The sequence below is a fragment of the uncultured Tateyamaria sp. genome (assembly GCF_947496075.1).
In the GTDB taxonomy this organism is placed as follows: domain Bacteria; phylum Pseudomonadota; class Alphaproteobacteria; order Rhodobacterales; family Rhodobacteraceae; genus Tateyamaria.
The window spans coordinates 1-12,433 of sequence record NZ_CANMBJ010000001.1 but is presented as its reverse complement, the minus strand read 5'-3'; the positions used below and the strand labels follow the sequence as shown (position 1 = coordinate 12,433).

The window sequence follows — 12,433 nt, the reverse complement described above, 5'->3', positions numbered from 1 at the left end:
TTAGGACATAAATTTTCACTTCTCTAAAATTAATACACATTGTTAATGTGATAAAAGAATAGTCCGACGGACCTCCTGTCCGCCACTCCTCTCAAGCTTTCTATGTGCGTTGCTTTGGCCGAGGTGTCGCTGTCGTCGCCGAACGCAATATTCTGCTTGAGTAAGGATCGTGTGTGGTTCGATTGATTTCATTCCTGGGTCACTTAGGTTGGTTTGAAGGCAAGGACTATAAAGCACATGACCGATCACTCACACCTGTCGCGCCCGCTGGCGGTGCCTGCGGGGCGCATCTCGCGTTTTGGGCGGATGGGATCGCTTGCTGCAGGTGTGGCCGGGCGCATGGCCTTCGGTGGCGCGCTGCAACTGGGGCAGGGCCGTCGCCCTGTTGCGCGCGATTTGCTGCTGACACCCACAAACATGCGCCGCATCGCGGACGAGCTGGCACGTATGCGCGGCGCTGCGATGAAGGTCGGGCAGTTGATGTCGATGGATACCGGCGATGTGCTGCCGCCTGAGCTGGCCGATATCATGGCCCGGTTGCGCGCAGATGCGGATTTCATGCCGCCGCAGCAGTTGCGCGATGTGCTGGACGCGGAATGGGGCGCAGGCTGGCGCAAGCGGTTTGCACGTTTTGATGTTCGGCCCATTGCTGCTGCATCGATTGGCCAGGTTCATAGGGCACAATTGCCGGATGGAACCGATCTTGCCATCAAAGTTCAGTATCCCAGCATCGCGCGAAGCATAGACAGTGATGTTGCAAATATCGGCCGATTGATCCGATTGTCTGGCTTGTTACCCGACGGCTTTGCTATCGACCCTTACTTGGACGAGGCGCGTTCGCAGTTGAAGGAAGAGGCGGACTACCACGCGGAAGCCGCACATCTTGAACGCTTTGCTGCGTTGCTGAAGGACGACCCGAGCCTAACTCTGCCAGAACTGCACGCCCCGCTTTCCACGGGCAAGGTCCTCGTCATGACCTTTGTGCCGTCAGACGGGATCGAGAGTGTCGCCGACCTGCCGCAGGAACAGCGCGATCATGTCATGTATGTCCTGTGTGATTTGATGTTGCGCGAGCTGTTTGTGTTTGGCGCCATGCAATCCGATCCGAACTTTGCCAATTATCGCCACGACCCTGACACTGGGAGCATTGTGCTTTTGGATTTCGGTGCAACTCGCAATGTGCCGCCAAGGCTGTCAGAACAGATGCGTGCGCTCATGCGGGCCGGGAGTGCGGGGGCACGTGGCGAGGTGGCACAGATTGTTGCGGCGATGGAACTGGTGCCTGAAACGGTGGATGAGCCGTTTCGCGCATGCATCCTTGATATGATCATGATTGTTTTCGACGAGATACGTGCATCTCCTTTCTTGGACATTGCCGCGTCTGGACTGTCCCAGCGTTTGCAACAGGCAGGGGAGGCACTGGCGATTGACGGCTTTGTACCGCCGCCGGTTCCAATGGACTTGCTGTATATTCAGCGCAAGGTTGCGGGCATGTTCTTGTTGGCCAATCGGTTGCGTGCGCGCGTCCCGGTCGCTGATCTGATGGCTAAGCACATGGATCACACATGACGGCTTTGCCTCCGGTTTTACAGTTTAGCGGTGTTAAGAAGTCATTCGCCAATGGTGGAGCACCTGTACCGGTTCTGCGCGGTGTCGACCTGACGCTGGAAGCGGGGGAGACATTGGCCCTGACCGGAGAATCTGGCAGCGGTAAGAGCACGCTTTTGCACATTGCCGGTGGGCTTGAAACGGCAGATGAGGGCGTTGTGCGTGTCGCGGGCCATGATCTGGGGGCAATGTCGGACAGTGCGCGCGCAGAGGTTCGATGCAAAGACGTGGCCGTCGTATTTCAGCAGTTCAATCTGATCCCGTCATTGACGGTAGGTGACAACATCACGTTCCAGGCGCGGCTGTCCGGACGGGTAGACAATGATCTGATCCAGCGTCTTTCACAGCGATTGGGCCTGAAAGATCAAATGCGAAAATACCCCGAAGCCTTGTCCGGAGGTCAACAGCAACGCGTGGCGATCGCGCGCGCGATCGCGGCTCGGCCCAAAGTGCTGCTGGCTGACGAACCCACAGGAAACCTGGACGAGGGCACGGCGGCCGAAGTCTTGGACCAATTGCTTCATCTTGTTGAGGATACAGGGGCGGCGCTGCTTTTGGTCACCCATTCACCGGCCATTGCGGCACGGATGGATCGACGCTTGCATCTAAGCCAGGGACATCTCGCATGACACGCGCCTGCATGGCTGCATTGCTGTCGCACTGGCGGCGAAACCCTATGCAGCTGTTTGCCTTTTTGGCGGGCCTTGCGTTGGCAACGGCGCTTTGGTCTGGCGTGCAGGCCATCAATGCAGAGGCACGCGCCAGCTATGATGCTGCCGCTGCAACGCTGGGTGAGGGTCAGTTCGATCAGGTCGTGCCAAAAACGGGTGACAGTATTGGGCAGCAGGACTTCGTGGAACTGCGCCGAGCAGGATGGCTGGTTTCGCCCGTGCTTGACGGACGGTTCGAAGGCGTTCGCCTGCTTGGTTTTGACCCTCTTTCTTCGCCTGCGGGTTTTGGCGTCGGGCAGGTGGCCCAGACCAGTGATCTGACGGCCTTTCTGGATCCCGGGCAAATCTATGCAAATGCAACCACTGCGGCACGACTGCAGACTGAAATCGAGTTAGTCATTGATCCCGCCATCGCGCCTGGCATCGCGGTGGGTGACATCGGTGTCGTTCAACGATTGCTTGGTCGTGATGATCTGTCGCGCCTTCTGCTGCAACCTGTGCAATCGATGGCAAGGCCCGACCTTGATGACGTCGCACCGGGGCTGCGCCTGCAAGGAGCGAACCAAACCGCTGATATGGGAGAGCTGACTGACAGCTTTCACCTGAACCTGACCGCTTTTGGTTTGCTCAGCTTCGCCGTGGGCCTCTTCATCGTGTACAGTACGATCGGCCTTGCCTTTGAGCAGCGCCGGGGGCTGGTGCGCACCTTGCGTGCGCTGGGTGTGCCTTTGCGACGCCTCGTCAGTTTGATGCTGATCGAGCTTCTGTTGCTGGCACTTGTTGGCGCAGGTTTGGGTATTGTTCTGGGCTATGTGATCGCGGCCATCTTGCTGCCAGACGTGGCTGTGACCTTGCGGGGGTTGTATGGCACTGAGGTCGCTGGAACGCTTCAATTCCGTGCGTCTTGGTGGGCTTCGGGTCTTGCCATTGCGGTGCTTGGGGCTTTTGCTGCCGCTGGTGGGCGGCTGTGGCAAATCGCGCGCATGCCCCTGCTGGCGAGCGCGCGACCCCGCGCATGGGCCATGACTTCTGGACGTATGCAGCGTGTACAAGCAGCTGTTGCAGCTGCCTTGCTGCTTTGTGCGGCTGGGCTTCTCTGGGGCGGGTCGGGCTTGTTGGCCGGATTTGCGCTCTTGGGGTTTTTCCTGATTGGCGCAGCGTTGGCTTTGCCGGTGGTTGTCCATCCGTTGCTCAGGTACGCGGAAAACCTTGCGAGAACCCCGGCAAATCGCTGGTTTTGGGCGGACACGCGGCAGCAATTGCCGGGTCTTAGTCTTGCCTTGATGGCGCTCTTGCTTGCGCTGTCGGCCAATATTGGCGTGGCAACCATGGTGTCCAGCTTCAGGCAGACATTTGTGGACTTTCTTGATCAGAGGCTCGCATCGGAATTGTATGTTGAAGCCACGGATGCAGCGCAAGCCGCAACGATCGAGACGGCGATGGCCGGGCAGGGGGTCACGGTCCTTCCACTACTTGCAGTGGATGCACAGGTCGAGCGGCTTCCAGCCCGCCTTTTTGGTGTGCGTGTTGGCCCAACATACCGGGACAATTGGGTGTTTCTGGATGCCCTACCAGACGCCTGGGATCAGGTTGAGGCCGGGGAGGCGGCAGTCGCCAACGAGCAGCTTGCGCGGCGTGCGGATCTATGGGTCGGGGATCAGATCGACATTGCGCCGGGACAGTCATTGCCCATTGCCGCGGTGGTGGCCGATTATGGCAATCCGAAAGGGCAGGTTGTCGTAGCTGAAACCCTGTTCCGCCATCTACATCCGGACATTACACCCCGCCAATTTGGCTTGCGCACGCAAGACCCGCAGCAGCTCCGGGGTGTTCTAATGGACGACTTGGGCATTGCCGACAACGCAGTTACGGATCAGTCGGCGATCAAGGCCTTTTCACTGCAGGTCTTCGACCGCACCTTTACAGTGACGGCAGCGTTGAATGTACTGACCCTGGCGGTCGCTGGCTTTGCCATGCTGATGAGTTTGCTGACATTGGCCGATCTACGGATCCCGCAATTGGCCCCTGTCTGGGCGCTTGGACTGACACGGCGCAAGATTGGACAACTTGAATTGATGCGCGCCGTTGTCTGTGCTGGGCTGGTATGTCTCTTCGCGTTGCCTGTCGGCCTTGGGCTGGCATGGGTATTGCTGGCAGTCATTAATGTCGAAGCGTTTGGATGGCGCTTGCCTATGTTCCTGTTCCCCGGTGATTATGCGCGTCTGGGTCTCTACGCCATACTCGCAGCTCTAGCGGCGGCTGCGTGGCCCGCATTGCGGCTGGCGCGAACACCGCCAAATACGTTGCTCAAGGTGTTTGCCAATGAACGTTAGAGCAGTGATTTTCTGTTTGCTCTGGCCAATTGCGGCGCTGGCGCAGGGTTTTGCGGGGTTGGGATCCGATGCCGATGGTTTCGCCGTGCCACAGCCAGGTCGGCAGTTTGACTTTCCCGCCGATCACGGCCCGCATCCGGATTACAGGATTGAATGGTGGTATCTGACGGCCAACCTGAAGGCTGCGGATGGCACACCATACGGGCTTCAATGGACATTGTTCCGGTCGGCTCTTGCACCAGGTGAGAGCGAGGGTTGGAGATCGCCACAGGTGTGGTTTGCCCACGCTGCCGTCACAACACCCGACGCGCATTTCGCAACGGAACGCTTTGCACGCGGCGGGATCGGGCAGGCTGGTGTGCAGGCTGATCCATTTCGCGCGTGGATTGATGAATGGACTATGGAAGGCCCAGATCTGGATACGCTTTCGCTTAGCGCTCAAGGTCCTGACTTTGGCTACGACATGGCGTTGCAGGCCGACGGGCCGTTGGTTTTTCAAGGGCAAGACGGGTATTCGGTAAAATCGGCCGATGGACAGGCCAGTTACTACTATTCGCAGCCGTTCTATAGCATTACTGGCATCCTGGTTCTGCCGGGGGGACCTGTTCAAGTTACAGGCAGCGCATGGCTCGATCGGGAATGGTCGTCGCAACCTTTGTCAGAAACGCAATCGGGGTGGGACTGGTTTTCCTTGTCTTTTGAGAGCGGTGAGAAGTTGATGGGCTTTCAACTGCGCCAACGCGATGGGACGTTTTACAGCGCATCCACATGGATCGATCCGGATGGTGGTACGACCGCGTACCCGGATGGTGCATTTACGGCTGAGCCTGTCACGCAAAGTGCTGTTGCCGAACGTAACGTGCCGACGACGTGGCGTGTCCGCCTGCCCGACAGGGGCGTCGATGTTTCTGTAGAGGCATTGAATACTGAGGCATGGATGCCCTTGGCCATTCCATATTGGGAAGGGCCCGTGCATATCACTGGCAGCCACGATGGCGTCGGATATCTGGAGATGACGGGATATGAGTGACCCGGGCGATTTGACCGCTTTCCTTGGCACGGCATGGCGGCACATGCGTCGGGGCGTTGCTGATGGCAGATCACCGGCACGGTATCCGACCTTTGCCACCGTGTCGCCGTCCGGCGTGCCCGAGGCACGCACGGTCGCGTTACGCCGTGCCAACGAACCTGACGCGGTGGTCGAGATACACACCGATATCGTGACGGCCAAGATAGAGGCGTTGCGCCAATGTCCAAAGGCAGCTCTTCACATGTGGCTGCCCCGATCGCGCCTGCAAATTCGTTTGACCACGACCGTTGAAATCCTGACGGGAGCCTTTGTCGAGCGGGAATGGGACAGGGTTCCCGTTGCATCGCGGGTGTCCTATGGGACGGCACCCGATCCCGGCACACCGATCGAGGATGTGTTTGCCTATGACAAGCCGCCGGTCCGTGAGCGTTTTGCCGTATTGCGATGCACGATTGACCATATTGATCTCGTGCATCTGGGCGAGAAACACCGCCGCGCCGCATATGTCCGGGAAGATGGTTGGCGGGGCTCTTGGTTGGCACCATAAGGCGAACCGTCGCCTGCCTGCGCGAAGCGTCCCGACCAAAAGTCGCGAGACCGGTGAGTTGTCTACTCGTCGTCGTCCAGGGACGGCAATAGCCTGACGATAACCCCCATCAGCAACGCAGTGCTGATGCCAAAAGTCAAAAGGCCGGTAATGGCAGCGAATGTCCCGAAGATGCGCAAACCCGAACCCAATAGCAGATCACCGTATCCCAATGTCGTATATGTCGCGGTCGCGAAGTAGAAACTGGTCGGAAAATCATCAAATGCCCGCATGGCGAAGAACGCTAATGCCCATGCCCAGACCTGAACTGTATGCGCGACCAGCAGAATGAGCACGTTGAGCCCAGTTATGATCAGTGTCCGCAAGCGTGATCCGGTTTCTTCCAAACGATCGGCGGCACGCGCCAGAAACGGGACAAGCATCGCAACGGCTCCGACATGGATCAGGGCGCAAATCGTCAAAAGCGCGCTGCCAAGCAGGATTTGGGACGCAGCAGTCATTGGCGGCCTTTCGGAAGGTCACAGTTTGATCCTGTACTGTGCAACGCGATATCCGAAGGCTCAAGACCCTGTAAACAGGTGGCTTTCCACGCCGCAGCTATATGCCTAGGTCAGCTGCCAAGCAGCAGGGTTCGACATGTTGCCAGATGAGTGTTGGCGACATGGCGCGCGGTCTTGGCGCGGTCGGCGCGTGTTCCAAAGCTGGCTTGCTGCAAGAGCGCTGCGTGGGCAAGTTTGACTTCTACCCTGTGACCGAGGATTGCTCGGCCCTGTCCGGGGGCCAGTGATGCGTCGGTCAAACTGACAAAAGAAGCCCGGTCTTGCTCGTACACTTGCGCCACAGGATCATTCAGAAGCCATGCATGCTCCATTTCAGCCGAGAAACGGCCAGCGCATTCGGCGAAGGAAAAGGCGATGTCGTTGTTGGCTGCGGCCTGTGTGATCCCGGTTGCCATAACGACGAACGCTGCGCACATCGTTTTTATTCTGCTCATGTATTGAGCATTGCGGTCAAAAAGCTGCGCGTCAACTGTGCATAATATAAAGAATTGTGGCGGATTCTTTCAATCTCGAGCGGTCGGGTCTTTCGCGGCCGGAACGACTCCGCGGCAGATGATTTCAGTTTCTATCCAACAGACCGAATGTCTCGCGCTTTTCTGATGCGCTCGAGGTAGTTTCCATGGCATCCTCGGTGCTGAAAAGGCGGGAAAACGGATACAATTGTCGCGCTTGCGTGACTGGCATTGAGCCTTTGCCGCTGACCCGTTATCTGCACGGCATACAATGGTGTGCAGAACGTCATGCCATGCGCCCCTCGTGTGAGAAACAAGCGAAAGACTGCATTATGTCCCAAGACGCCGCTCCCGACATCATTTACACCGTCACGGATGAAGCTCCACAATTGGCGGCCGCATCGCTGCTGCCCATCGTGCGTAAATTCGTGTCTGCCGCAGGCATCGACGTGTCAACGCGTGATATCTCTGTCGCGGGCCGTATCCTGGCAACATTTCCCGAACGTCTGACGGACGCGCAGGCGCAAAGTGATGATCTGGCGGCCCTCGGTCAGTTGGTGACCACGCCGGACGCAAACGTGATCAAACTGCCAAATATTTCGGCCTCGGTGCCGCAGTTGCAAGCGGCGATCAAGGAACTGCAAGGTCAGGGCTTCGACATCCCCGACTATCCGGAAGCGCCGTCCACGGATGAAGAGAATGATATCCGTGCTCGCTACGACGCGATCAAGGGCTCAGCCGTGAACCCGGTGCTGCGCGAAGGCAACTCGGACCGCCGTGCGCCTGCCGCTGTCAAAGCCTATGCCAAGGACAATCCGCATTCGATGGGCGCGTGGAGCGCCGACAGCAAGACCAAGGTATCGACCATGGGCGCTGGCGATTTCCGCTCGAATGAGAAATCCGTGACCTTGACCGATGCGCAGGCTGGTGCGCTGAAAATCGAACATACTGCGGCGGACGGCACGGTAACGGTGCTCAAGGACGGCCTGAGCATGGATGCCGGTACAATCGTCGATGCGACTTACATGTCGCGCGACGCGTTGATGGCATTCCTTGGCAAAGCGATTGATGACACCAAAGCTGACGGTACCCTGTTCTCGTTGCACATGAAGGCAACAATGATGAAGGTGTCGGACCCGATCATCTTTGGTCACGCGGTTCGCGCCTACCTCAAGCCTGTCTTTGACAAATACGCTGACGATTTCGCAGCCGCCGGTGTGAACCCTAACTCCGGTCTTGGCACCATGCTGGACGTGATTGCGGGCATGTCCAACGGCGCTGAAATCAAGGCCGAGATTGACGCGGTCATGGCGGATCGCCCACCAATGTACATGGTGAACTCTGACAAGGGCATCACCAACCTGCATGTCCCATCCGACGTGATCATCGACGCTTCAATGCCGGCCGTGCTGCGCGCTGGCGGCAAGGGCTGGGGCCCGGATGGGAAAGAGGGCGACACGAACTGTGTTATCCCCGACAGCTCTTACGCGCCGGTCTATGCCGAGACGGTTGATTTCTTCAAAGCCAATGGCGCGCTTGATCCAACAACGGCCGGGACCGTGCAGAACATCGGCCTGATGGCCAAGAAGGCCGAGGAGTACGGCTCGCACCCGACCACTTTCGAAATGCCTGCAAATGGCACGGTCAAGGTGATCGCGGGCAACGGTGACGTGCTGACCAGCCATGACGTGGAAGCTGGCGACATATGGCGGATGGCGTCGACCCGAAAAGAAGCGGTTGTGAACTGGGTTGATCTGGCGATTTCACGAGAAGCCACAACGGGTTATGCCTCGGTCTTCTGGTTGGATTCCACGCGCGGCCATGACGCTGAACTGATCAAGATGATCACACCGATCCTGGCCGAAAAGGGCAAGTTAGATGCGTTCCAGATCATGGACCCAGCGGCCGCCACGCGCCACGCGCTCAAGGTCATCACTGCGGGTGACAATTGCATCGCCATTACAGGCAATGTGTTGCGTGACTATCTGACCGATCTGTTCCCGATACTTGAGGTGGGAACATCAGCCAAAATGCTGTCGGTCGTAAAGCTGATGAACGGTGGCGGCATGTTCGAAACCGGGGCAGGTGGGTCCGCCCCGAAGCACGTGCAACAGCTGGTCGAGGAAAACCACCTGCGCTGGGACAGCTTGGGTGAGTTCTGCGCCATTGCAGAAAGCCTGCGCTTCTTTGGTGATGCACACGGCAATACGAAGGCGTCCGTCATGGGTGATGCCGCGGATGCTGCGATCATCAAGCTTTTGGGCGAGGGCAAATCCCCGGGCCGCAAGGTCGGTCAGCCGGACAACCGTGACAGCCACTTCTTTTTTGCGCTCTACTGGGCCGAAGCGTTGGCGGCACAAAGCGATGACGCGGATCTGGCCGCATCTTTTGCCGATCTTGCCGCATCGCTTGGTCGCAATGTGGACACGATTTCAGCGGAACTCATGGCCGGTCGCGGTGCGGCGGTCGACTTGGGTGGCTACTACAACACCGACGAAGCCAAGGTGGCGGGCACTATGCGCCCATCCGGGACCTTGAATGCCCTGATCGACAGCTAGGAATCTCGCGTCGCCGGGCGCTTTTCCCGGCGGCGCGCTCACTTCGCAGTATTCAGGTTGTGAATGCTATGCCAACGTGAAGCGCCAAAATTGAGACAATTGGCTATCATATCTTTCGGATAGTCAAAAGTGGGGCGGCTTGTTCGTGAATGTCACGTCTCCCGTCTCAGCTGACCTTGCGTCGCCTGACAACAACCCCCTAGCGTGCGCCGGACTGCAAAGTGAACCAAGGCATCCGATGGCACGTGAATACCTCAAGAAAGCAACGCTGACCGCAACATCAGGGGCGTCTGACGTCAACCAGATTGTGAGCGATATTTTGGCCGATATCGAAACTGGCGGTGATGCCAAGGCATTGGAGTATGCGGCCAAGTTCGACAAGTATGAAGGCAACGTGCTTTTGACTGCTGACGAGATCGAAGCGGCTGTCGCCCAAGTACCTGACAAGCTGAAAGCGGATATTCGGTTTGCCCATGACAATGTGCGCCGGTTTGCAGAGACACAGAAAGCAACGGTAGCGAATGTTGAGCTTGAGGTTGTGCCGGGCCTGATCGCCGGGCAGAAGGCGATCCCCGTCGATGCGGCCGGTTGTTATGTGCCGGGCGGTCGATACAGTCATATTGCCAGCGCCATCATGACGGTCACAACGGCCAAGGTTGCTGGTTGTAAACACATCACCGCGTGTTCGCCGCCGCGTCCGGGTGTCGGTGTCGCGCCGGCCATTGTCTATGCCGCGCATATCTGCGGCGCGGACAAGATCATGGCCATGGGCGGCGTACAGGGCGTCGCGGCCATGACATTTGGCCTGTTTGGCTTGCCGAAGGCGAACATTCTTGTCGGTCCCGGCAATCAGTTTGTGGCCGAAGCCAAGCGTATTCTCTTTGGTCGCGTGGGCATTGATATGATTGCGGGCCCGACTGACAGCCTGATCCTAGCCGATGGAAAGGCCGACGCGCATATCGTTGCGACCGACCTCGTGAGCCAGGCCGAGCACGGCTATAACTCACCCGTTTGGCTGGTCACGGATAACCGTGATTTGGCTGAGCGTGTGATGGAAATGGTGCCCCAGTTGATCGATGATCTGCCGGACGTAAATCGCGAGAACGCGACCGCGGCCTGGCGCGACTATGCCGAGGTCATCTTGTGTGCCGACCGTGAAGAGATGGCCGCCTGTTCGGATGATTACGCGCCAGAGCACCTTACGGTCCAGGCGGAAGACCTGGATTGGTGGTTGGAACGGCTGACATGTTACGGTTCGCTGTTCCTTGGGGAAGAGACAACCGTTTCGTATGGCGACAAGGCATCTGGTACAAACCACGTGTTGCCGACATCTGGGGCGGCAAACTACACAGGCGGCCTGTCCGTACACAAATACATGAAGATCGTGACATGGCAGCGTGCGACCCGTGAAGGGTCGAAACCGGTGGCAGAAGCGACAGCTCGTATCTCGCGCCTTGAGGGGATGGAGGGGCACGCCCGCGCGGCGGACGTGCGTCTGGCCAAGTATTTCCCGGGTGAGAACTTTGATCTGAGTGCCGAGGGCTGAGCCGGTTGGCATTGGCAAGGCTGTTGCTGATGCGGTGGCGGTGGAGAGGAGCCGGCAAATGAAAGCACTTGTTTATGATGGCGTCGAAACTCTGACATTTCGCGATGTGCCGGATGCAGTGCCGGACCCCGAGCAGGAACTTGTGCGCGTGGTGGCATCGGGCATCTGTGGATCAGACATGCATGCTTACTTGGGACATGATGACCGACGACCCGCGCCACTGATCCTTGGGCATGAGGCGGCTGGTGTGATCGTAGGTGGGGACCGCGACGGCACAAGGGTCACGATCAACCCGCTGGTGGGCTGCGGGATCTGTGCCGCTTGTACCTCTGGCCGTGACAATCTCTGCGCGGACCGCAAGATCATCTCGATGCCGCCGCGCGAAGGTGCCTTTGCTGAATTTGTGGCGATGCGCCCCGCAAATCTGGTTGACGTGCCAGACGACGTGTCTCTGGACAAGACTGCTTTGGCGGAACCGCTTGCGGTCAGCTGGCATGCCGTTCGTCTTGGGTTGGTAGCATTGGATCCAGCGGCCAGCCGCTCTGCGCTTGTATTGGGCGGCGGCGCAATTGGTCTTGCCGCAGCCTTGGCATTGAAAGCGCAAGGCCTGTCCAATGTCACCATCGCCGAGCCGAATGAGGCAAGGCGCAGCTTTCTTGACAAGAAATGTGACATTTCATGTGTCCCCGCGGGGACAGGCAGCTACGGATTGACTGTAGATGCCGTCGGATACGCCGCCACACGGGCTTCAGCCTCATCACTCACGGAACCTGGCGGCGTGATCGTTCATATCGGGCTTGGCGAAGACACCGGCGGTCTCGATATTCGGCGCATGACACTGCAGGAAATCACATTCATCGGCACGTACACCTATACGCCGCAGGATTTCCGCGACACATGCAGTGCAATTTTCGATGGGCGCTTGGGTCCGCTGGACTGGGCCGAAGAACGTCCTTTGTCGGACGGGGCCCGCGCTTTCGCCGACTTGCGCAGCGGAGCGGTTGCTGCGCCCAAGATCATCCTCCACCCCTGATGCCGGAGACAGCATATTCATGACCATAGACAAGAAGATTACCGATGATCTGGTTGCGAACGACATTTCGTTTGTGACGACGGTGCCCTGCAAAC

The 12,433-nt window shown here is 58.3% G+C and carries 10 protein-coding genes and 1 pseudogene; 9 read left to right on the top strand and 2 right to left on the bottom strand.

Annotation, left to right across the window (positions count from 1 at the left end; all coding sequences use genetic code 11):
* The first annotated feature begins 237 nt into the window (after window positions 1-237).
* Genes Q1A51_RS00055 through Q1A51_RS00035 form a run of 5 tightly spaced genes read left to right on the top strand, consistent with a single transcriptional unit; the run spans window position 238 to window position 6,189 of the window.
* Window positions 238-1,569 carry an AarF/ABC1/UbiB kinase family protein gene (locus tag Q1A51_RS00055; RefSeq protein WP_299605504.1) on the top strand — a complete coding sequence of 444 codons (1,332 nt, stop codon included), beginning with the start codon at window positions 238-240 and terminating at the stop codon, window positions 1,567-1,569.
* On the top strand, window positions 1,566-2,237 hold the full coding sequence (locus Q1A51_RS00050; protein ID WP_299605502.1) for an ABC transporter ATP-binding protein: 672 nt from the start codon (window positions 1,566-1,568) through the stop codon (window positions 2,235-2,237). Before Q1A51_RS00055 ends, Q1A51_RS00050 begins: the two co-directional genes overlap by 4 nt.
* Window positions 2,234-4,612 (top strand): FtsX-like permease family protein, encoded by a 2,379-nt coding sequence (locus tag Q1A51_RS00045; RefSeq protein ID WP_299605499.1) that lies wholly within the window; start codon window positions 2,234-2,236, stop codon window positions 4,610-4,612. The genes Q1A51_RS00050 and Q1A51_RS00045 overlap by 4 nt, the downstream gene beginning before the upstream one ends.
* Window positions 4,602-5,642, top strand: coding sequence for a lipocalin-like domain-containing protein (locus Q1A51_RS00040; RefSeq protein ID WP_299605496.1), 1,041 nt, complete (start codon window positions 4,602-4,604; stop codon window positions 5,640-5,642). The genes Q1A51_RS00045 and Q1A51_RS00040 overlap by 11 nt, the downstream gene beginning before the upstream one ends.
* Entirely contained in the window at window positions 5,635-6,189 is a 555-nt protein-coding gene (locus Q1A51_RS00035) for a pyridoxamine 5'-phosphate oxidase family protein (protein ID WP_299605494.1), read from the top strand. The genes Q1A51_RS00040 and Q1A51_RS00035 overlap by 8 nt, the downstream gene beginning before the upstream one ends.
* Window positions 6,190-6,251: 62 nt before the next feature.
* On the opposite strand, the gene Q1A51_RS00030 is transcribed toward Q1A51_RS00035, so the two are convergent.
* Both Q1A51_RS00030 and Q1A51_RS00025 read right to left on the bottom strand, forming a co-directional pair.
* Complete coding sequence (locus Q1A51_RS00030; RefSeq protein ID WP_299196390.1) at window positions 6,252-6,689, bottom strand: ion channel; 438 nt, start codon at window positions 6,687-6,689, stop codon at window positions 6,252-6,254.
* 110 nt (window positions 6,690-6,799) lie between these two features.
* Window positions 6,800-7,183, bottom strand: a complete 384-nt coding sequence (locus tag Q1A51_RS00025; protein WP_299605491.1) for a hypothetical protein — start codon at window positions 7,181-7,183, stop codon at window positions 6,800-6,802.
* A gap of 350 nt (window positions 7,184-7,533) precedes the next feature.
* Between Q1A51_RS00025 and Q1A51_RS00020 the strand changes: the two genes are divergently transcribed.
* The 4 genes and pseudogenes from Q1A51_RS00020 to Q1A51_RS00005 all read left to right on the top strand — a co-directional run.
* On the top strand, window positions 7,534-9,759 hold the full coding sequence (locus Q1A51_RS00020; protein WP_299605489.1) for an NADP-dependent isocitrate dehydrogenase: 2,226 nt from the start codon (window positions 7,534-7,536) through the stop codon (window positions 9,757-9,759).
* A gap of 238 nt (window positions 9,760-9,997) precedes the next feature.
* Entirely contained in the window at window positions 9,998-11,305 is a 1,308-nt protein-coding gene (gene hisD / locus Q1A51_RS00015; protein WP_299605487.1) for a histidinol dehydrogenase, read from the top strand.
* 58 nt (window positions 11,306-11,363) lie between these two features.
* Complete coding sequence (locus tag Q1A51_RS00010) at window positions 11,364-12,338, top strand: alcohol dehydrogenase catalytic domain-containing protein (protein ID WP_299605485.1); 975 nt, start codon at window positions 11,364-11,366, stop codon at window positions 12,336-12,338.
* A gap of 19 nt (window positions 12,339-12,357) precedes the next feature.
* Window positions 12,358-12,433: pseudogene (locus Q1A51_RS00005) on the top strand (sulfopyruvate decarboxylase subunit alpha); the annotation flags it as partial.